18 protein-coding genes and 1 tRNA gene are annotated in these 19,571 nt (G+C 74.3%); 13 read left to right on the top strand and 6 right to left on the bottom strand.

Annotated features, from left to right (window positions below):
- Window positions 1-21 precede the first annotated feature (21 nt).
- Window positions 22-744, bottom strand: a complete 723-nt coding sequence (locus ENKNEFLB_RS18895) for a TetR/AcrR family transcriptional regulator (protein WP_214056780.1) — start codon at window positions 742-744, stop codon at window positions 22-24.
- A gap of 81 nt (window positions 745-825) precedes the next feature.
- On the opposite strand from ENKNEFLB_RS18895, the gene ENKNEFLB_RS18890 reads away from it, so the two are divergent.
- Window positions 826-1,701, top strand: a complete 876-nt coding sequence (locus ENKNEFLB_RS18890; RefSeq protein ID WP_214056779.1) for an SDR family oxidoreductase — start codon at window positions 826-828, stop codon at window positions 1,699-1,701.
- Here the strand turns inward: ENKNEFLB_RS18890 and msrB are convergent.
- Both msrB and ENKNEFLB_RS18880 read right to left on the bottom strand, forming a co-directional pair.
- Window positions 1,673-2,077: a peptide-methionine (R)-S-oxide reductase MsrB gene (msrB, locus tag ENKNEFLB_RS18885; protein ID WP_214056778.1), complete on the bottom strand. Its 405-nt coding sequence runs from the start codon at window positions 2,075-2,077 to the stop codon at window positions 1,673-1,675. The two genes, ENKNEFLB_RS18890 and msrB, sit on opposite strands and share 29 nt — an antisense overlap.
- A 24-nt stretch (window positions 2,078-2,101) precedes the next feature.
- The gene (locus ENKNEFLB_RS18880) at window positions 2,102-3,412 is read right to left on the bottom strand and encodes a GNAT family N-acetyltransferase (RefSeq protein WP_214056777.1); all 1,311 of its coding nucleotides are present in this window, start codon (window positions 3,410-3,412) and stop codon (window positions 2,102-2,104) included.
- Between the two features lie 22 nt (window positions 3,413-3,434).
- Here ENKNEFLB_RS18880 and ENKNEFLB_RS18875 point away from each other — a divergent pair, with 22 nt between their 5' ends.
- A complete protein-coding gene (locus tag ENKNEFLB_RS18875; protein ID WP_214056776.1) occupies window positions 3,435-4,496 on the top strand; it encodes a DNA polymerase domain-containing protein in 1,062 nt (353 codons plus the stop codon).
- A gap of 324 nt (window positions 4,497-4,820) precedes the next feature.
- On the opposite strand, the gene ENKNEFLB_RS18870 is transcribed toward ENKNEFLB_RS18875, so the two are convergent.
- Entirely contained in the window at window positions 4,821-5,396 is a 576-nt protein-coding gene (locus tag ENKNEFLB_RS18870; protein ID WP_214056775.1) for a hypothetical protein, read from the bottom strand.
- Window positions 5,389-6,489, bottom strand: coding sequence for an ATP-dependent DNA ligase (locus tag ENKNEFLB_RS18865; protein ID WP_214056774.1), 1,101 nt, complete (start codon window positions 6,487-6,489; stop codon window positions 5,389-5,391). Before ENKNEFLB_RS18865 ends, ENKNEFLB_RS18870 begins: the two co-directional genes overlap by 8 nt.
- A gap of 61 nt (window positions 6,490-6,550) precedes the next feature.
- Between ENKNEFLB_RS18865 and ENKNEFLB_RS18860 the strand changes: the two genes are divergently transcribed.
- The 5 genes from ENKNEFLB_RS18860 to pth all read left to right on the top strand — a co-directional run bounded on the left by ENKNEFLB_RS18860 (window position 6,551) and on the right by pth (window position 10,978).
- Window positions 6,551-6,632: transfer RNA gene (locus tag ENKNEFLB_RS18860), tRNA-Gln, on the top strand.
- A gap of 215 nt (window positions 6,633-6,847) precedes the next feature.
- On the top strand, window positions 6,848-8,311 hold the full coding sequence (gene glmU / locus ENKNEFLB_RS18855; protein WP_214056773.1) for a bifunctional UDP-N-acetylglucosamine diphosphorylase/glucosamine-1-phosphate N-acetyltransferase GlmU: 1,464 nt from the start codon (window positions 6,848-6,850) through the stop codon (window positions 8,309-8,311).
- A 43-nt stretch (window positions 8,312-8,354) separates the two neighbouring features.
- Complete coding sequence (locus ENKNEFLB_RS18850; protein ID WP_275955910.1) at window positions 8,355-9,332, top strand: ribose-phosphate diphosphokinase; 978 nt, start codon at window positions 8,355-8,357, stop codon at window positions 9,330-9,332.
- Window positions 9,333-9,584: 252 nt separating this feature from the next.
- Complete coding sequence (locus ENKNEFLB_RS18845) at window positions 9,585-10,277, top strand: 50S ribosomal protein L25/general stress protein Ctc (protein ID WP_214056771.1); 693 nt, start codon at window positions 9,585-9,587, stop codon at window positions 10,275-10,277.
- 107 nt (window positions 10,278-10,384) lie between these two features.
- Window positions 10,385-10,978: an aminoacyl-tRNA hydrolase gene (gene pth, locus ENKNEFLB_RS18840; protein WP_214056770.1), complete on the top strand. Its 594-nt coding sequence runs from the start codon at window positions 10,385-10,387 to the stop codon at window positions 10,976-10,978.
- A gap of 47 nt (window positions 10,979-11,025) precedes the next feature.
- On the opposite strand, the gene ENKNEFLB_RS18835 is transcribed toward pth, so the two are convergent.
- The gene (locus ENKNEFLB_RS18835) at window positions 11,026-11,745 is read right to left on the bottom strand and encodes a LuxR C-terminal-related transcriptional regulator (RefSeq protein ID WP_214056769.1); all 720 of its coding nucleotides are present in this window, start codon (window positions 11,743-11,745) and stop codon (window positions 11,026-11,028) included.
- A gap of 305 nt (window positions 11,746-12,050) precedes the next feature.
- On the opposite strand from ENKNEFLB_RS18835, the gene ENKNEFLB_RS18830 reads away from it, so the two are divergent.
- The 6 genes from ENKNEFLB_RS18830 (at window position 12,051) to ENKNEFLB_RS18805 (ending at window position 19,570) form a co-directional block, all read left to right on the top strand.
- The gene (locus tag ENKNEFLB_RS18830; RefSeq protein WP_214056768.1) at window positions 12,051-12,761 is read left to right on the top strand and encodes a helix-turn-helix transcriptional regulator; all 711 of its coding nucleotides are present in this window, start codon (window positions 12,051-12,053) and stop codon (window positions 12,759-12,761) included.
- A 30-nt stretch (window positions 12,762-12,791) separates the two neighbouring features.
- Window positions 12,792-13,610 (top strand): 3'(2'),5'-bisphosphate nucleotidase CysQ, encoded by an 819-nt coding sequence (locus ENKNEFLB_RS18825; RefSeq protein WP_275955909.1) that lies wholly within the window; start codon window positions 12,792-12,794, stop codon window positions 13,608-13,610.
- Window positions 13,607-14,227 carry an HAD-IA family hydrolase gene (locus ENKNEFLB_RS18820; protein ID WP_214056767.1) on the top strand — a complete coding sequence of 207 codons (621 nt, stop codon included), beginning with the start codon at window positions 13,607-13,609 and terminating at the stop codon, window positions 14,225-14,227. Before ENKNEFLB_RS18825 ends, ENKNEFLB_RS18820 begins: the two co-directional genes overlap by 4 nt.
- A 49-nt stretch (window positions 14,228-14,276) precedes the next feature.
- Window positions 14,277-15,161, top strand: a complete 885-nt coding sequence (locus ENKNEFLB_RS18815) for a LamG domain-containing protein (protein ID WP_214056766.1) — start codon at window positions 14,277-14,279, stop codon at window positions 15,159-15,161.
- Window positions 15,162-15,287: 126 nt separating this feature from the next.
- Complete coding sequence (mfd, locus tag ENKNEFLB_RS18810; RefSeq protein ID WP_214056765.1) at window positions 15,288-18,851, top strand: transcription-repair coupling factor; 3,564 nt, start codon at window positions 15,288-15,290, stop codon at window positions 18,849-18,851.
- On the top strand, window positions 18,848-19,570 hold the full coding sequence (locus tag ENKNEFLB_RS18805; RefSeq protein WP_214056764.1) for a hypothetical protein: 723 nt from the start codon (window positions 18,848-18,850) through the stop codon (window positions 19,568-19,570). Before mfd ends, ENKNEFLB_RS18805 begins: the two co-directional genes overlap by 4 nt.
- Window position 19,571 lies beyond the last annotated feature (1 nt).

The following is a 19,571-nucleotide window of genomic DNA, read 5'->3' as shown; positions in this document are numbered from 1 at the left end:
ACCGGACGGGGGCCCGCGGGATCACCGCTCGCGCCCGACCGCGCGCTCCAGCCACTCCGACAACAGCTCCCGCTCGGCGCCGCTGAGCGCCTCGAGCCCCGGGGCGGCGGCACGCAGGGTCACCGCGGCAGCGGCCCAGCCCGCGCCGGCGGACGCGGGCTGCTCCGGTGCCGCCAGGACGTGGGCGAGGACCGCCTCCAGCATGTCGTCGGCGACCGTCAGGTCCCTCTCGGCGGGGGGAGTGGCGAGGATCGTGAGCACCGCACCCGTCCCCGCGGCGTGCACGAGCTCGACGGCGCGCGACTCGGGCACGCGCAGCAGCCCGGCGAGCGCCAGCCGGTGCACCTTGGTGGCCAGGACCCTCATCCCGGCCTGGGCGGCCGGGGAGCGGCGGGCGCGGTCGGGGTCGCTCAGCAGCGCGAAGAGGCTCGGGTTGGCGACGCCGAAGTCCGTCTGGGTGCGCCACCCCGCGCGCAGATCCGCGAGCGGGTCCACGTCGGCGTCGCCCGCGGTGCGGTCAGCTGCTGCCTTGGTCGAGACGTACGTCGCCAGCACGTGCTCGGTCACGGCGTCGAGCAGGCCGTCCTTGTCACCGAAGAGGCGGTAGATCGTCGGCGCCTGGACGCCGGCCGCCACGGCGACGCCGCGGGTGGTGAGGGCGCCGGGGCCCTCCTCCTGCAGCAGCCGTGCGGCCTGCTCGACGATCTTCTCGCGGGTGTTGGCTCGAGCCTGGGACGGGACCATGACCCAACGATAACGTCATGGCGATTCCGGTGGTGCTATCGTCGATATCAAGATGTCGATACAAATGGAAACGAGCGAGACATGATCGTTGTCACCGGCGCCACGGGCGCCTTGAACGGAACCACCGTCGACCACCTGCTGGCACGGCTCCCGGCCGCCGAGATCACGGTGGCCGTGCGTCACCCGGAGCGGGCGGCGCACCTCGCCGGGCGCGGCGTCACCGTCCGCGAGGGCGGCGACTACGCCGATCCACGGCTGCACGACGCGTTCGAGGGGGCCGACCAGCTGCTCCTGGTCTCCTCGAACGACCCCGGGTCGGACGCGGTGGACCTGCACCGACGGGCGATCTCCGCCGCCGTCACCGCGGGAGTGGGGCGGGTGCTCTACACCAGCCACCAGGGCGCCGCCGCGACGTCGCCCTTCGTCCCCGCCGTGGTGCACGCCGCCACCGAGCGGCTGCTCGCGGAGTCCGGTCTGCCGTGGACCTCGCTGCGCAACGGCTTCTACGCCCACAGCCTGGGCTGGCTGCTCGGCGGCTGGGAGGAGACCGGCGTGGTCGCGGTGCCGGGGGAGGGGCCGGTCTCCTGGACCGCCCGCGAGGACGTGGCCGAGGCCGCTGCGGTCTTGCTCACCTCGCCCGTGCCCCACGACGGTCCGCTGACCCTGACCGCCGGTGCGGCGCCGACCTTCGCCGAGGTGGCGGCCACCCTCTCCGAGCTGGCCGGGCGCCCGGTCGAGCGGGTCGTCGTGCCCCCTGAGGACTGGGTGGCCGCGCGGGTCGCCGCCGGTCAGCCGGAGCCGGTGGCCCGGTTCACGCTCGGGATCTTCCAGGCCGCCGCCCAGGACTTCTTCGCCGGTGTGGACCCCGCACTCGCCCGGCTCCTCGGGCGCGAGCCGCGGTCGGCGCGCGAGGTCCTCGCCACCACGGTCACTGCTGGTCGGCGGGCTCCAGGGTGAGCGCGATCGAGTTGATGCAGTAGCGGTCACCGGTGGGCGTGCCGTACCCGTCGGGGAAGACGTGGCCGAGGTGCGAGCCGCAGCTCGCGCAACGGACCTCCGTGCGCTTCATCCCGCCGCTGCTGTCGTCGAGGTACTCGATGGTGTCGCTCACCGGCTGGTAGAACGACGGCCACCCGCACCCGGAGTGGAACTTGGTGTCGCTCTCGAAGAGCTTCGCCTGGCACGCCTTGCAGCGGTAGACGCCGGTGGTCTCGATGTCGGTGTACTCCCCGACGAACGCGCGCTCGGTGCCGGCCTTGCGCAGCACCTGGTACTCCTCCGGCGACAGCTCTGCGCGCCACTGCTCGTCGGTCTTCTCCACGTCGTATGCCATGGCCCCAGGATAGTCCGCGCCGGGTCAGAAGCCCGTCGAGCAGTACGGCGCAGGCCCGCCGTCGGCCAGCGCGGCGAGGCGGCGTACGGCCTCCGCGACGCCCGGCAGCCGGCCCGCGGCGTGCAGCGTCGCGACGCTCACCCCGCCGAGGTAGAGCGAGCCGAGCGTGTCGGCCGACAGCCGCACCCCGGCCGGGTCGTCGGTGGGGGTGACCCGGGCCACGCCGTCCTGGGCCGCGAGCCGCCAGCGGCCCGAGGCGTGCCCCAAGGGGTCCTCGACCTCCAGGACGACGTCGCCGTCGGCGTACCAGGGGCGCGCCTCGAGGGCCGCGACGACGTCGAGCACCCGGACCCAGAGCATGTCCGAGGTCCCGGTGGTCCGGACCGCGCGCGGCTCGACCAGGGCCCACGGCAGGGCGTCGTCGACGCGCATCCGGGGGAAGCGCAGGAGCTGCACGAGGTCCATCTCGGCCAGGAACCGCCACAGACGCAGCCGCACGGCCGGGTCGGGGGCGAGCAGGTCGCTCACCTCGAGGGCGTGGACGCCGTCGACCTTGCCGAGCGGCCGGTAGAGCGCGTACCCGTCGGGCGTCCCGGCCGCGTCGAGGTGCACGACGGCGCGCAGCGTGCGGTCCGGGCCCTCGTCGGTGTGGCGGAAGACCCCGGTGAGCATCGGCTCGTAGAACTGCGGGCGCTCCACCGAGCCCCGGGTGGTGGCGTGGTGGGCGGCGGAGACCTGCTGCACCGCCGGCCAGGCCTCGAGGGGCTCGACCACCGTGAACCGGCCCGGGTCCTCGCCCAGGCCGGCCGCGACGTCGGCGCGCAGGGCGAACCGCGGCCCGGCGTCGACGTCGACCTCGTGCAGCGTCGTGGCGCAGCCGAACCCGAACCGGCCGTAGATCGACCCCTCGGAGACCGTGAGCGCGGCCAGCGGCAGCCCGCGGGCGGCCGCGTCAGCGAGGTCCTCGGTCATCAGCCGCCGGGTCAGGCCGCGCCGGCGGAAGGCCGGCGAGACGGTCACGTCGGTGATCATGTGCAGCGGCACCGTACGGCCGCCGCCCACGGCGAGGGTCTTGTCGAAGGAGGCGAACGTGGCCACCGGGATCGTGCCCGGTCCCACGGCGGGGGCGGCCTCCCACATCCCGCGCAGCACCGCACGGTCGGCGACGAGGTGCTCGACCCACCGCCGGCGGCGCTCCTCGCTGCCGCGACCCTCGAGGAAGGCCCGCGACACGGCCTCACCGAACCCGCGCACGCGGGGGTGGAGCGTGCCGTCGTCGTCGGTGAAGGTGTCGGGGCCGAAGGACTCGGCGGTCAGGTCGGGGTGCTGGGCCACGCGCAGAGCCTAGGGTCGGGCCATGGCGAAGGTGGCGGCGGCCGAGGTCGAGGCGGGCGGGCGGACGGTACGGGTCTCCAGCCCGGACCGGGTGGTCTACGAGGCGACGGACGGCACGCCCGAGGTGACCAAGCTGATGGTGGCCCAGTACGTCGCCTCCGTCGACGACGGGCTGATGCGGGCGCTGCGCGACCGGCCGACCGCGCTCGAGCGCTGGCCCTCGGGCGTCCGCCCCGGCATGCGGCTGGCGACCGGCCCGCAGGACAGCAAGGCCGACGCGTTCTACCAGAAGCGGGTGCCCCGGGGGGCGCCCGACTACCTCGAGACGACGACGGTGACGTTCCCGTCGGGGCGTACGGCCGACGAGATCTGCCCGACCGAGATCGCGGTGCCCGTCTGGTGCGCGCACATGGGCACGCTGACCTTCCACCCCTGGCCGGTGCGCCGCGACGACGTCGACCACCCCGACGAGCTGCGGATCGACCTCGACCCGCAGCCGGGCACCACCTTCACCGACGCGGCGAGGGTCGCGGGGCTGGCCCGGGAGCTCCTCGAGGAGCTCGGCCTGGTCGGGTGGCCGAAGACGTCGGGCAACCGTGGCGTGCACGTCTACGTCCGGATCCGCCCCGAGTGGGACTTCGTCGACGTCCGGCACGCCGCGATCGGCTTCGGCCGCGAGCTGGAGCGCCGCGACGAGCAGGTCACCACCGCCTGGTGGAAGGAGGAGCGCGGCGAACGGATCTTCGTCGACTACAACCAGAACTGCCGGGACCGGACCATCGCCTCGGCCTACTCGCTGCGCCCGCTGCCGGGCGCCCCGGTCTCGACCCCGATGACCTGGGACGAGCTGGCCACCACCACCGACCCGAGGGTCTGGAACCTGCACACCGTGCCGGACCGGCTCGCCGACGGCGACCCGTGGGCGGGCATCGACGACGCCCCCGGGTCGATCGAGCCGCTGCTCGCGCTCTACGAGGAGTCGGGCCTGGGCGAGATGCCCTACCCGCCGGACCACCCGAAGATGCCGGGGGAGCCGCCGCGCGTGCAGCCGAGCCGGAAGGTCGCGGCGCACTGGGAGGAGTGAGGACCGCGAGCATGACAGCAGCGGATCACTGTCACCTGGTGGCAGCGATCCGCTGCTGTCATCGCTCGCCGGTCGCCGGGGAACGGCGAAGAAGCCGGCCGGGTGTCCCGGCCGGCCCCTCCGTCTGCGTCTGCCTGGACCGCTCTCCCCCCGGAGCCGGCCGGGTCCCCCCGAACCCTGGCAGCACGTCACGCGGGTCCTAGGACCCGCCTGGAGAACCGTAAGCGAGCCGGGCAGGAGGTAGGGGAACAGTTCGTCAACGGCCCGCCCACGAGGGGGTAAGTCCTGGTAACAGGGCTAGTAGCGGGGCTGATACCCCCGCGGTCAGAAGCCGGTGACGCCCTCGGGCCCGCCGGTCTGCTCGTCGAACGTCTCGTGCTCGACCAGGTGCAGCACCGGGATGCCGAGGTGTCGCCGCGCCTGCGAGGCCCAGTCGACGTGGAAGAACTCGGCCACCAGGTGCGGCCGCGTCAGCACGATGGCCTCCTGGCCGCCGACCTCCTCGATCACCGTGGTGAGGGCGTCGACCGGTTCCTCGTCGACGGCGCGGCGGGTGCCGACCAACGCGCCGGCCCCCTCGAGGGCCGCGACGCTGGCGGTCAGGGTGCTCGCGGCCCGGTGGTGGGTCTGCTCGCGCATGGCGTCGACGTCGACGTCGGCCATCGGCGCCGCGGGGGGCGCGAGCACCTCGCCGGTCGACATGGTGCCCAGCGCGGCCTCGACCCGCAGCGCGGCGTCCTCGACCGGCAGCACCACGTGGTAGCGCACCTGCTCCTCGATGCCCACGTGCAGCGAGCGCACCTGGGCGGCGTCGGCGGCGCTCAGCGCCTGCTCGACCAGCAGCACCACGTCGTAGTGCGCGCCCGTGCCGTCGGGCCGGTCCTGTCCCTGCTCAGTCATCACGACCTCCTGAGAGCACCGTACCCAGGTCGTAGGAGACCGGCTCCTCGAGCTGCTCGTAGCCGCACGAGGCGGCGTCGCGGTCGGGTCGCCAGCGCAGGAAGTGCGCGGTGTGGCGGAAGCGGCGCCCCTCCATGTGGTCGTACTTGACCTCGAGCACCCGCTCGGGCCGCAGCGGGGTGAAGGAGAGGTCCTTGCCGACGCTCCACCGGCTCTGGGTGCCCGGCACCCGGTCGGGGTTCGCGACCGCGTCGCCGGCCCACGCCGACCACGGGTGCTCCTCGATCGGGCAGACCAGCGGCTGCAGCTCGGCGAGCAGCTCGGCGCGGCGGGCCTCGGTGAAGCTGGCGCTCACGCCGACGTGCTGCAGCGAGCCGCCGGCGTGCAGGCCGAGCAGCAGGCTGCCCAGCAGCGGCCGCTCCGGCGTGCTGGTCTTGTGCTCGCGGTAGCCCGCGACGACCACGTCGGCGGTGCGCACGTGCTTGATCTTCAGCATCGTTCGCCCGTTCTCGACGTACGGGGCGTCGAGCGGCTTCGCGACCACGCCGTCCAGCCCGGCGCCCTCGAACTGCTCGAACCACCGCTGCGCCTCGGCCTGCTCGGTGGTGGTCCGGGTCAGGTAGCACGGCCCCTCGGTGCCCAGGTCGCCGAGCGCCTCGGCCAGCGCGGCGCGCCGCTCGGCGAACGGGCGGTCCACGAAGGAGGTGTCGCCCAGCGCGAGCAGGTCGAAGGCGACGAACCCGGCGGGGGTCTCCTCGCTCAGCATCCGCACCCGCGAGGCGGCCGGGTGGATGCGCTCCTGCAGGGTCTCGAACTGCAGCCGGCCGTCGGCGGCCACGAAGACCTCGCCGTCGAGCACGCACCGCTCGGGCAGCTGCTCCAGAATGGCCGCCACCACCTCGGGGAAGTAGCGGGTCAGCGGCTTGGTGTTGCGGCTGGTCAGCTCGACCTCGTCGCCGTCGCGGAAGACCAGGCAGCGGAACCCGTCCCACTTCGGCTCGAAGGACAGCCCGCCGTGCTTCCCGGGGTCGGGGACCCCGGCGACGGACTTCGCGAGCATCGGCCGCACCGGCGGCATCACGGGGAGGTCCACCCCGCCGACCCTAGGGCCCCGCGCCGACGCGGGGGCAGGTCCTAGAGTTGGGCGCGGTCGATCCCCGGTTGGTCTGCCGGTAGGGCCCGCCTGACTTTGAATCAGGACAAGCGACGCAGGTTCGACTCCTGCCCGGGGAGCCAGCCCCTCGTGGGCCGCCGAGGTGGAGCAGCTCGTCCGCGACGGACGAGGGCGTCGCCGCCGCGGACCCGGCCCTGCCCGGACCGGCACTCGCTAGGATCACCGCCAGTCCCCGGCTGGACCGACCGGTCCAGGACGGCACTCGCTGCTGGACCAGGCCCGACGGCACACCTCGGGCCAGGCCGAGCGACGCAGGTTCGACTCCTGCCCGGGGAGCGTGACGAACGAGCTGACCGTGGTCCTCCTCGCCGCCGGGGGCGGGACGAGGATGAGGTCGAAGACCCCGAAGGTCCTGCACGCCGTCGCCGGCCGCTCCATGGTCGGCCACGTCCTGGCGGCCGTGGGGTCGCTGGACCCCGGACGCGTCGCGGTCGTCGTGGGCCACCAGCGCGAGCTGGTCGGCCCCCACGTGACCGAGCGGCGGCCGGACGCCCTGCTCGCCGTGCAGGAGGAGCAGCTCGGCACCGGCCACGCGGTGCGGGTCGCCATCGACGCGCTCGCCGCCGAGGGCCCGGTCGCCGGGACGGTCGTGGTCGCGTACGGCGACACCCCCCTGCTCACCGGTGAGGCCCTGCGCGCGTTCGCCGACGAGCACGCCGCCTCCGACTGCGCGGTGAGCGTGCTGTCGGGCCGGGTGCCCGACCCGACGGGGTACGGCCGGGTGCTGCGCGACGCCGACGGCGAGGTCGAGGCGATCGTCGAGGAGAAGGACGCGACGCCGGCGCAGCGCGAGATCGTCGAGATCAACTCCGGGATCCTGGCCCTGGACGCCGACTTCCTGCTCGACGCCCTGCCGCGGCTGAGCAACGACAACGCCAAGGGCGAGTACTACCTCACCGACCTGGTCGGCCTGGCCCGCGAGGCCGGCCTGCACACCGGCGCCCACCCCGTCGCCGACGTGCGTCAGACCGAGGGCGCCAACGACCGGGTGCAGCTGGCCGAGATCGGGCGCGAGCTCAACCGCCGGATCCTCGAGCGCTGGATGCGCGCCGGCGTGACCGTCGTCGACCCGGGCACCACCTGGGTCGACGCCGACGTGGTCCTCGCCCCCGACGTGACCCTGCTCCCCGGCACCCAGCTGCTCGGCGCGACCGTCGTGGCCGAGGACGCCGTGGTCGGGCCCGACACCACCCTGCGCGACTGCGAGGTCGGCGTCGGGGCGAGCGTGGTGCGGACCCACGGGCTGCTCGCGGTGGTCGGCGCCGGCGCCTCGGTCGGCCCGTTCGCCTACCTGCGTCCCGGCACCGACCTGGGGGCGGACGGCAAGATCGGCACCTTCGTGGAGACCAAGAACACCGTCCTCGGGCGCGGCGCCAAGGTGCCGCACCTGTCCTACGTCGGCGACGCCGAGGTGGGGGAGGGGACCAACGTCGGCGCCGGGTCGATCACCGCCAACTACGACGGGCAGGCCAAGCACCGCACCGTCGTGGGCCGCCACGCGAGGACTGGCTCACACAACGTGTTCGTCGCTCCGGTCACGGTCGGCGACGGGGCCTCGACCGGCGCCGGCACCGTCGTGCGCGAGGACGTGCCGGCCGGTGCGCTGGCCGTCTCGGCGGGCCCGCAGCGCGTGATCGAGGGCTGGGCGGCGCGACGCCGTCCCGGGACCGCGCAGGCCGAAGCCGCTGACCAGGCCTCGGGACCCGATGGTGCGTCATCGGCGCCGGGTGCGTCAGACTGAACCACGGCCCTCCGCACCCCCGGCGACCCTGGAGCGACGCACCGTGACCGGCATGAAGCGCACGACCGAGAAGAACCTGATGGTCTTCAGCGGGCGGGCGCACCCCGTCCTCGCCCAGGAGGTGGCCGACCTCCTCGGCACCGCGCTGGTGCCGCAGAGCGCCTACGAGTTCGCCAACGGCGAGCTCTACGTGCGTTTCGAGGAGTCCGTCCGCGGCTGCGACGCCTTCGTGCTGCAGAGCCACACCGCGCCGATCAACGAGTGGATCATGGAGCACCTGCTCATGGTCGACGCGCTCAAGCGCGCCTCCGCGAAGCGGATCACCGTGGTGATGCCGTTCTACGGCTACGCCCGCCAGGACAAGAAGCACCGCGGTCGCGAGCCGATCTCGGCGCGCCTGGTCGCCGACATGTTCAAGACCGCCGGCGCCGACCGCCTGATCACCGTGGACCTGCACGCCGACCAGATCCAGGGCTTCTTCGACGGTCCCGTCGACCACCTGATGGCGCTGCCGATCCTGGCCGACTACGTCAAGCAGCAGTACGGCGGCCAGTCGCTGTCCGTGGTCTCGCCCGACGCCGGCCGGATCAAGGTGGCCGAGCGCTGGTCGGCGCGCCTCGGCGGTGCCCCGCTGGCCTTCATCCACAAGACCCGTCGTACCGACCGGCCCAACGAGACCGTGGCCAACCGCGTCGTCGGCGAGGTCAAGGGCCGGATGTGCGTCCTGGTCGACGACATGATCGACACCGGCGGGACCATCGTGAAGGCGGCCGAGGCGATCATGGCCGAGGGCGCGGCCGGCGTGATCATCGCGGCCACCCACGCGATCCTCTCCGACCCCGCCGTGGAGCGGCTGAAGAGCTCCCCGGCCGTCGAGGTCGTGGTCACCAACACGCTCCCGCTGGGCGACGTCAGCTTCGACAAGCTCACCTGCCTCTCGATCGCCCCGCTGGTCGGGCGCGCGATCCGCGAGGTCTTCGAGGACGGCTCCGTCACCTCGATGTTCGACGGTCACGCCTGAGCCGCACCCGTCGGACCGGATTGGGCTCCGACGCCCGGGACGGTCTAGGATTCGGGGGTTGCCTAGGCGAGGGAGCGCGGACGACGTCCGCTGCTCCGTGATCGACAGGGCCGGCGGGCGCGAGAGCGCCGCCCACGCCGCGCTGCCGATCATCGGGCACGCGGTGTCCTCTGCCTCCCGGCGCGGTGACCGCGCCCGCTGCCGGTGACCACCGACCAGCACACCCGCACAGACGAGCACACAGGAGCAACCATGGCCGCCGAGAAGATCAAGGCAGAGACCCGGACCGAGTTCGGCAAGGGCGCGGCGCGCCGCATCCGCCGCGCCGACAAGGTGCCCGCGGTGGTCTACGGCCACGGCGCCGACACCCGCCACCTGACCCTGCCGGGCCACGACACCTGGCTCGCGCTCAAGGCCGGCGGCGCCAACGCGCTGCTCGAGCTCGACATCGACGGCGAGACCCAGCTGGCGCTGACCAAGCAGATCCAGGTCGACCCGATCCGCCGCACCCTCGAGCACGTCGACTTCGTCGCCGTCCGCAGCGGCGAGCGCGTCACCGTCGACGTCGAGGTCCACGTGGTCGGCGAGGCCGGCCCGGACACGCTGGTCGTCACCGAGAACTCCACCCTGACCGTCGAGGCCGAGGCCACGCACATCCCCGAGAGCCTCGAGGTCAGCGTCGAGGGCCTGCCCGCCGGCACCCAGATCACCGCGGCCGAGCTCGACCTGCCCGAGGGCTCGGTGCTGGTCACCGACCCCGAGACGCTGGTCGTCAACGTCACCGAGCAGATGTCCGCCGAGGCGCTGGAGGCCGAGCTCGAGGACGCCGAGGCCGAGGCCGGCATCGAGCGCGAGGAGTCCGACGAGGACGCCGAGGGCGGGTCCGACGACACCGAGGGCGGCACCGACGCCGACGACGACGCCCAGGGCGGCGACAAGGAGTGAGGACCGCCCGGCTCAGGTGGTTCCTGGGTCGACTGGTCTCCCCGGTGCGGGGGGCGGACGCGCTCGCGTCCGCCCCCCGCACCCGTACCGAGCGCGAGGAGGACCCGGTGGACGACGCCGGAGCATGGCTGGTCGTCGGCCTCGGCAACCCGGGGCCCGGGTACGCCGGGCACCGCCACAACGTCGGGTACCTCGTCACCGACGAGCTGGCCCGCCGCCTGGGTTCCCGGTGGCGCGCGCACAAGTCGGGCCGCGCCGACGTGGTCGAGGGCCGGCTGGGCACGCCCGGGTCGCCGGGACCCCGGATCGTGCTCGCGCGTCCCCGCTCCTACATGAACGAGCTCGGCGGCCCGGTCAAGGCGCTGGCCGGCTTCTACAAGACCGACCTCGACCACGTCGTGGCGGTCCACGACGAGCTCGACATCGACTTCGGCACCCTGCGGGTCAAGCGCGGCGGTGGCGACAACGGCCACAACGGCCTGCGCTCGATGCGGTCCTCGTTCGGCAGCGGCGAGTTCTACCGGGTGCGCGCCGGGATCGGCCGCCCGCCCGGGCGTCAGGACGTCGCCGACTTCGTGCTGTCCGACTACGCCAAGCGCGAGCGTGACGAGCTGGCGCTGCAGGTGGACACCGCGGCCGACGCCGTGGAGTGCCTGCTCACCGACGGGCTCGAGCGCACCCAGCAGCGCTTCAACTCCTGACGGCGCGCTCGGCCCGGCGGGCCCGGGGCGGGCCGGGACGGTCTGGGCTAGGTCGCGTCGCCCACGCGGTCCGCGGGGTCGCCGGGAGGACGCCACCCCACCCGGTGGGCCAGCCCGACGGCCGCCAGCTGCGAGCCGACCTCGAGCTTGGCCAGCACGGCCTTGACCTGCGTGCGCACGGTGCCCTCGGAGACCACCTTGCGCTCGGCGATCTCGCGCACGGACCGTCCGGCCATGAGGTGGGCGAGCACCTCGCGCTCCCTGTTCGACAGCAGGTCCAGGCGCGTCATGGCGACCTCGCTCTCCTGGCGGTCCCGTCGCCAGGCCGCGATCAGGGACTCGCGCTCCTCGGCCGTCAGCACCGGCAGCCCGGTGCGAAGCCGGCGTACGACGGCCAGGATCTCGTTGAGCCGACGGTCCTTGCTGACGATCGCGCGGGCGCCGCGCTGGATGCACCCGCCGAGGCGAGCGGCGTCGAGCGTGCTCGAGACGATGACGACGTTCGCGCCGGCCTCCGCGAGGGGCCGGATCAGGGCGTCCGAGTCGCCGAAGTCACCGAGGTGGAGGTCGAGCAGCACCACGTCGGGGCGGTGCTTCAGCACGCTCTGCACGGCGGCGCGGGTGCTGGTGCCGGCCTTGGGCGGGTCCGGGCGGATGGCGGTGTACTGCTCGACGCCCAGCGCCAGCTCGAGGGACTCCGCGAACAGGGCGTGGTCGTCGAGGACGACGACGCGGTAGTCCGAGCGTGCGGTTCCCGAGGTGCTCACCGAGGGGTCCCGAGACGACGTTGCGATGACACCCGCCGAGCACCCCCACTAGTCCTCCCGCCCGGCTGGACGACCGGAGCGGTGCGCCAAGTTAACCAGGGTCCGCGGTCGCTGCCTGCCGGACCGCTGGACTCGTCCGCGGACCCGCCCGCAGACCGTGGACCTCAGCATCCCGAAAACTAGGGAAAACGACCCTTGACCGCAAGGACGGGCCGGTGATCGCGGCACAGTCCTCGAGGACGGCATCGCGACCACCGGACCTCTCGGGTCGGGGGCGGTGCAGCGCGGTCACGGTAGGGAGCGACATGGGGCACGGGTGGGAGCAGGGGCTGGTCCTGGTGGACGGTGAGCCGACCCTCGTCGTCGACGCCACGGCCGCCGCGCTGCGAGGGCACGGCGTGGACGCCCGCGTGGGGCTAGAGGACGGTGCGCCCGCGCCCCGTTCCCTGCTCCTGATCGTCCCGGCGGGCGCCGAGGCGCTGTGCCGTGCCCTGGACACCGTCGGCCGGCACCGGCTGCCCTGGGGTGCGATCGTGGACGGACGGGCCGACGCCCGTGGTGCGGCGACCGTGGACGCCCTCGGCGAGGCCGGCGCGTCGTGGGTGCTCGACGCCGACACGGGTCTGCCGTCGGTCCTGGCCGCCCTGGCGGCCCTCGAGGTCCCGACCGACGCCACGGCCCCCTCGCCGGCGGCCGCTCCGCCGCGCGCCGGCGCCGCGACCACGACCTCGCCCGCCCGGCGGCTGGCCTCGCTCACGCCCGAGGAGCGGACGGTCCTGGAGGCGATGGCCGGTGGCCGGTCGCTCAGCGAGACCGCCGAGGCCACCGGCTCCACCGTGGCCACCGTCCGCGCGCACCGGCGCTCGGTCCGCACGAAGCTCGGCGTCCGCTCGCACCTGGCCGCCGTGGCGCTGCTGGTCCGGCAGCAGGCCGAGGACGCCCCGTACCGCGGACGCACGACGCCGGGCCCGGCAGGGCCGGTACGTCCCGGGGCGCCGGTCGCGCACCTGGCCTGAGCGAGGTCGGGGTGTGACTAGGCTGGGACGGTGGATCACAGCCCCCAGCAGCCCGACTCCCCGCCCCGCGAGGCGACGACCGACGACCACGTCCTGGCCACCTGGCTGGCAGAACAGGCCGGGCACCTCCTGCTGGAGGTCCGCCAGCAGGGTCTGGAGGGTCGCGAGCTCAAGGACGCCGGGGACGCCGCGGCGCACGAGCTCCTGATGCGGCTGGTCGCCGAGATGCGTCCCGACGACGCGGTGCTCTCCGAGGAGGGCAAGGACGACAAGGCACGCCTCGCGGCCGACCGCGTGTGGATCATCGACCCGCTCGACGGCACGCGGGAGTTCTCCGAGCCCCCGCGCGACGACTGGGCGGTGCACGTGGCGCTCTGGCAGCGTGGGGCCGGCGACGGCTCCGGCGGGGACGGCGACCTGGTCGCCGGCGCGGTGGCCCAGCCGGCGCTGGGGGAGACCTTCAGCACCGGGCGGACGCGCGAGGTCCCGCCGCGGACCTCGGACCGCCCGCGGATCGCGGTGTCGCGCAGCCGCCCCCCGGCCTTCGTGGCCGCGCTGGCCACCGAGCTCGACGCCGAGCTGGTCCCGATGGGCTCGGCCGGGGTCAAGGTCATGTCGGTCGTGCGTGACCTCACCGACGCCTACGTGCACGCCGGCGGGCAGTTCGAGTGGGACAGCGCCGCGCCCGTGGCCGTGGCCCGGGCGGCGGGGCTCTTCACCTCCCGCGTCGACGGCTCGCCGCTGCAGTACAACCAGGACGAGGTCTACCTCCCCGACCTGATCGTGTGCCGCCCCGAGCTGGCCGAGCAGGTCGTGGCGTTCGTGCGCGCCCACGGCACCGCGGTGTGAGCGGCGCGGTACGCCACGTCCTGCTCGACGCCGACGGCGTGCTGCAGCGCGTCCCGGGGGACTGGGTCGCGCTGGTGGAGCCCTGGCTGGGCCCGGACGCGCGGGGCTTCCTGGAGGGCTTCTGGTCCGAGGAGATGCCGGCCCTGCGGGGCGAGGGGGACTTCCTCTCCCTCCTCGAGGACCACCTCCGCCGGGCGGGCAACCCGGCCGACCCGCGGGAGGTCTTCGAGGCGGTCTGGCTGGCCATCGAGGTCGACCCGACCTCGAGGGCGCTGGTCGACGAGCTGCGCGCCGCCGGGTTCGGGGTGCACCTCGGCACCAACCAGGAACGCCACCGGGCCGCCCACATGCGCACCGTGCTCGGCTACGACCACCTCTTCGACGTCTCCTGCTACTCCTGCGACCTGGGGGCCGCCAAGCCGGAGCCGGCGTACTTCGAGAGGGCCGTCGCGCTGCTCGGGGACCAGGCCGCCGGCGTGCTCTTCGTCGACGACCGGGCCGACAACGTCGAGGCGGCGCGCTCCGTGGGGCTGCGCGCCGAGCAGTGGCACCTCGACGACGGCCACGACCGGCTGCGAGCGGTGCTCCACGACCACGGCGTCCTCCTCACCCGCTGACCGGACCTAGGATCACCGGTACTCGTCGTCCGACTTCCCGGGAGTCCCCATGGACCACACCACCGAGCGCGCCCCGATCCCGGTGCGTCGCAGGTTCGCAGCCCTCGTCGCCGTGGTCGCGGCCTGCGCCGCCGGACCGCTGCTGCTGGTCCCGCCCGGCGCCCCGGCCGCGGCCGCGGAGAGGTCCGGGGCCGGGACGTCGGTCGCCGCGACGGCCGCCGGGCGGGAGCTGGTGCTCGACCTCGACGCGGGCGCAGCGGGCGGGGAGGGCACCCCGGTCCCGACCGCGGGCACGGTCGCGACCGCCGCCGAGATCCGTACGCACGCCTCCGGGGTGGCCACCGCGGTGCGCCACCGCGGGGCCGGGAGAGCCCTGAGGCTGCCCGCGTTCGCCGCCGCCGCCGATCGCGAGACCGTGCCGGTGGCCGTGCTGGCGGTCACCCCGACCGGGACGCGCAGCCTCGACCCGGGGTCGGGCGACTTCGTCTTCGGCGCCTCCGTCCGGGTCGACCGGACCTCCACGGGGACGACGACGGACAACGGGGACAACGTCGTCCAGCGGGGTCTGATCGGGTCGCCGGCGCAGATGAAGCTCCAGGTCGACGGACGGCGTCCCGCCTGCCGGGTCAAGGGGGCCGACGGCGAGGTGCAGGTGACCGCGGACCGCCGGCTGCGGGCCGGCCGCTGGTACGACCTGAGCTGCCGGCGCGCCGGCGACACGGTGACCCTGGTGCAGCGCGGGGTCGGCGCCGACGGCGTGGTGGTGCGCCAGCGGTGGACCCGGCGGGGCCCCACCGGCAGCCTGTCGGCGCTGGGCCGCGGCGTCCCGCTCACCGTGGGGGGCAAGACCGACGCCACGGGAGCCCCCCTCACGGCCGGCGCGGACCCCCTCAACGGCAGCGTCGACGACATCTACCTCGACCTCCTCCGCTGAGCCCCCGCCACGGCGCGCCGTAGACTCGGGCGGGCAGCACCCACCCCCGCGCACCCCGCGGGGGCCGTCGTGCGCGGCCCGCTCCCGCGGGCCCCGACCCACGCCACACCCACGTAACGGAGCACCGTGTCCCTCTCCGGACTCACCGAGGCCGTCCTGGCCGATCCCGTCCTGGCCGCCGCCCTCGAGGACGCCCGGACCGCCGGGGTCCGCACCCGCGAGCTGACCGGCCCCGAGGCGCTGCGGCCGTTCGTCGTCGCCGGCCTGGTCCGCGAGGGGCGCAGCGTGCTCGCGGTGACCGCGACCTCGCGCGAGGCCGAGGACCTCGAGGCCGCGCTGGGCAGCCTGATCGACCCGGAGCTGGTGGTCTCCTACCCCAGCTGGGAGACGCTGCCGCACGAGCGGCTGAGCCCCCGCAGCGACACCGTCGGGCGGCGCCTCGCGGTGCTGCGCCGGCTCCGCCACCCCGGCACCACGGCCGGCACCGGTCCGGTCAAGGTGGTCGTCGCGCCGGTGCGCTCGGTCCTCCAGCCCCAGGTCAAGGGGCTCGGGGACCTCGAGCCGGTCGAGCTGGCCAAGGGCGACGAGGCTCCGCTCGAGGACCTGGTCCAGCGGCTGTCGGACGCGGCGTACGCCCGGGTCGACCTGGTCGAGAAGCGGGGCGAGTTCGCGGTGCGGGGCGGGATCCTCGACGTCTTCCCGCCCACCGAGGAGCACCCGCTGCGCGTGGAGCTCTGGGGCGACGAGGTGGAGGAGATCCGGACGTTCTCGGTCGCCGACCAGCGCACGCTCGAGCCGGCCGCCCGGCTGTGGGCGCCGCCGTGCCGCGAGCTGCTGCTCACCGACGAGGTGCGCGCCCGCGCCGCCGAGCTCGGTCGCGCGCACCCGCAGCTGCTCGAGCTGACCGACAAGATCGCCGGCGGCGTCGCCGTCGAGGGCATGGAGTCGCTGGCCCCGGTGCTCGTCGACGAGATGGAGCTGCTCGTCGACCTGATGCCCGACGACACCCACGTGCTCGTGCTGGACCCCGAGCGGGCGCGCAGCCGGGCGCACGACCTGGTGGCCACCAGCGAGGAGTTCCTCGGGGCCAGCTGGGCCGCGGCGGCCTCGGGCGGCTCGGCGCCGATCGACCTCGGTGCGGCGTCGTACCACTCCCTGGCCGACGTGCGCGAGGAGTCGCTGGCCCGGGGCCTGCCCTGGTGGACGATGAGCCCGTTCGGGCTCGACGACGCCGCGGCGCCGGCCGGTGACGTCGAGTCGGTCGCGGTCCGCGCGCTGCCGGCGGTGCCGGTCGACACCTACCGCGGCGACGTCGACCGCGCCGCCTCCGACCTGGAGAAGTGGCGCGCGGACGCGTACCGCGTCGTGGTCGTGCACCAGGGCCACGGCCCGGCGCAGCGGATGGTCGAGGCGCTCGGGGAGCGCGACGTCCCGGCGGTCCTGGTCGAGCCCGACGACACCACCGAGCACCCCGGCGTGATCGAGGTGACCTGCGGCGCGCTGTCGCGCGGCTTCGTCGACGACACCAACCGGTTGGCGCTGGTCACCGGCGAGGACATCTCGGGGCAGAAGGCCTCGACCCGGGACATGCGCGCGATGCCGGCCCGGCGCCGCAAGCAGATCGACCCGCTCGAGCTCGCGGCCGGCGACTACGTCGTGCACGAGCAGCACGGCGTGGGGCGCTTCGTGGAGATGAAGCAGCGCGAGATCCAGGGCGCGGTGCGCGAGTACCTCGTCCTGGAGTACGGCGCGGCCAAGCGCGGCGCGGCGCCCGACCGGCTCTTCGTGCCGGCCGACGCCCTCGACCAGGTCACCCGCTACGTCGGCGGCGAGCAGCCCAGCCTGGACCGGCTCGGCGGCGCCGACTGGGCCAAGCGCAAGGGGCGCGCCCGCAAGGCCGTGCGCGAGATCGCCGCCGAGCTGATCAAGCTCTACGCCGCCCGGCAGGCCACCAAGGGCTTCGCCTTCGGGCCGGACACCCCCTGGCAGCGCGAGCTCGAGGACGCCTTCCCGTTCAACGAGACCGTCGACCAGCTGACCACCGTCGAGGAGGTCAAGTCCGACATGCGGCAGACGGTGCCGATGGACCGCCTGGTCTGCGGCGACGTCGGCTACGGCAAGACCGAGATCGCGGTGCGCGCGGCCTTCAAGGCCGTCCAGGACGGCAAGCAGGTCGTCGTGCTGGTGCCCACCACGCTGCTGGTGACCCAGCACATGTCGACCTTCTCGGAGCGGATGACCGGCTTCCCGGTCGTCATCAAGGGCATGTCGCGCTTCCAGACCGACGCCGAGGTGCGTGAGGTGATGGTCGGCCTGGCCGACGGCAGCGTCGACATCGTGGTCGGCACCCACCGGCTGCTCAACCCCGACGTCCGGGTCAAGGACCTCGGCCTGATCATCGTCGACGAGGAGCAGCGCTTCGGCGTCGAGCACAAGGAGCAGATGAAGCGCCTGCGCACCTCCGTCGACGTGCTGGCGATGAGCGCGACGCCGATCCCGCGGACCCTGGAGATGGCGATCACCGGCATCCGCGAGATGTCGACGATCACCACCCCGCCCGAGGAGCGGCACCCGGTGCTGACCTACGTCGGCGGCTACGAGGACCGTCAGGTCACCGCGGCCGTGCGCCGCGAGCTGCTGCGCGACGGCCAGGTGTTCTACATCCACAACCGGGTCAACTCCATCGACAAGGCCGCGGCCCGGATCCGCGAGCTGGTGCCCGAGGCCCGGGTCGCCGTGGCGCACGGCCAGATGGGCGAGCACCAGCTCGAGCAGGTGATGGTCGACTTCTGGGAGAAGAGCTTCGACGTGCTCGTGTGCACCACGATCGTCGAGTCCGGCCTGGACGTCTCGAACGCCAACACCATGATCATCGAGCGGGCCGACACCCTCGGCCTGTCCCAGCTCCACCAGCTCCGGGGGCGCGTGGGCCGATCGCGCGAGCGGGCCTACGCCTACTTCCTCTACCCGAGCGAGAAGCCGCTGACCGAGACCGCGCACGAGCGGCTGGCCACCCTGGCCCAGCACTCCGACCTCGGCGGCGGCATGGCGATCGCGATGAAGGACCTCGAGATCCGCGGCGCGGGCAACCTGCTCGGCGGGCAGCAGTCCGGCCACATCGCCGACGTCGGCTTCGACCTGTACGTCCGCCTGGTGGGGGAGGCCGTCGCGGACTTCCGCGGCGACGCGCCCGACGACACCCTCGACGAGGTCCGCATCGAGCTGCCGGTCGAGGCGCACCTGCCGCACGACTACATCCCCAGCGAGCGGCTGCGGCTGGAGATGTACAAGCGGCTCGCCGAGGTGCGCGTCGACGCCGACGTGGACGCGATCGGCGAGGAGCTCCAGGACCGGTACGGCGAGCCGCCGGTGCCGGTGGTCAGCCTGATGCTGGTGGCGCGGTTCCGGGCCCGGGCGCGTCGCGCCGGGATCGGCGAGGTGACCCTGGCGGGGCGCAACGTCCGCTTCGCGCCGGTGAGCCTGCCCGACTCGCGCAAGGTCCGCCTCGAGCGGCTCTACCCCAAGTCGCTGGTCAAGACCTCGGTCGACACCGTCCTGGTCCCGCGGCCGGGCATCCCCGGTCAGACCGGGACACCGGTGGCCGGCATCGCCCTGCTTGAATGGGCGCGCGGCGTCATCGACAGCGTGCTGGACCCCGACGGGGCCGGTGCCGGAGGAGGAACCACGTGATCCTGCACGGAGCCCGGGTGGGCCTGGCCGGAGCGGCGGTCCTCGTCGTGACGAGCGGCTGCGGCGTCGCAGGCACCGGCGTGCAGCCGGGTGCCGCGGCCACCGTCGGCGACGCCACGGTGTCGAGCTCGACCGTCGACGAGTACGCCGCCTACTTCTGCGACGCCCTCGACGACGGCGCGCTGGGCGAGGTCGGGGCGGTCCCCGGCGCCGAGCTCAAGCAGGGCGTGGCCGGCAACCTGACCCGCCGCCTCGCCGCGGAGCAGTTCGCCGAGGACCTCGACATCACGCCCGACGACTACTACCAGCAGGTCGCCGCCCAGGCCGAGGCGTCGCTGACCGCGCTCCCCGACGACGCGACCGACGCCCTCGTCGAGGTCCAGAGCACCCAGGCCTACGTCGACAGCGTGGCCCTCGTCGCCGGCGAGGAGGCCCTGGTCGCCGAGGGCGACCCCGACCCCGGCCCCGACGCGGCCCAGGAGCGCGGGCAGGCCCTCTTCGCCGAGTGGCTGGCCGACCAGGACGTCGAGATCGACCCCGCCCTCGGGGTGGAGCTCGACGACACCGGCGCGCTGACCCCGGTCGACGGGAGCACCTCGGTCGCCGCCAGCGACCTCGCCGTCGCGGCCGCGACCAGCCCGGTCGACGAGGCCGGGCAGCCGGTCCCCGGGTACTCCGACTACGTCGCCTCCCTGCCGGCCTCCCAGCGCTGCGGCTGAG

Source organism: Nocardioides aquaticus (assembly GCF_018459925.1).
In the GTDB taxonomy this organism is placed as follows: domain Bacteria; phylum Actinomycetota; class Actinomycetes; order Propionibacteriales; family Nocardioidaceae; genus Nocardioides; species Nocardioides aquaticus.
This window is presented reverse-complemented; position numbering and strand designations above follow the sequence as displayed.

Excerpts from the sequence above, each read along its gene's own strand:
- ENKNEFLB_RS18895 (WP_214056780.1), bottom strand. The coding sequence starts at position 744 with ATGGTCCCGTCCCAGGCTCGAGCCAACACCCGCGAGAAGATCGTCGAG.
- ENKNEFLB_RS18890 (WP_214056779.1), top strand. The coding sequence starts at position 826 with ATGATCGTTGTCACCGGCGCCACGGGCGCCTTGAACGGAACCACCGTC.
- msrB (WP_214056778.1), bottom strand. The coding sequence starts at position 2,077 with ATGGCATACGACGTGGAGAAGACCGACGAGCAGTGGCGCGCAGAGCTG.
- ENKNEFLB_RS18875 (WP_214056776.1), top strand. The coding sequence starts at position 3,435 with ATGGCGAAGGTGGCGGCGGCCGAGGTCGAGGCGGGCGGGCGGACGGTA.
- ENKNEFLB_RS18870 (WP_214056775.1), bottom strand. The coding sequence starts at position 5,396 with ATGACTGAGCAGGGACAGGACCGGCCCGACGGCACGGGCGCGCACTAC.
- ENKNEFLB_RS18845 (WP_214056771.1), top strand. The coding sequence starts at position 9,585 with ATGGCCGCCGAGAAGATCAAGGCAGAGACCCGGACCGAGTTCGGCAAG.
- ENKNEFLB_RS18830 (WP_214056768.1), top strand. The coding sequence starts at position 12,051 with ATGGGGCACGGGTGGGAGCAGGGGCTGGTCCTGGTGGACGGTGAGCCG.
- ENKNEFLB_RS18815 (WP_214056766.1), top strand. The coding sequence starts at position 14,277 with ATGGACCACACCACCGAGCGCGCCCCGATCCCGGTGCGTCGCAGGTTC.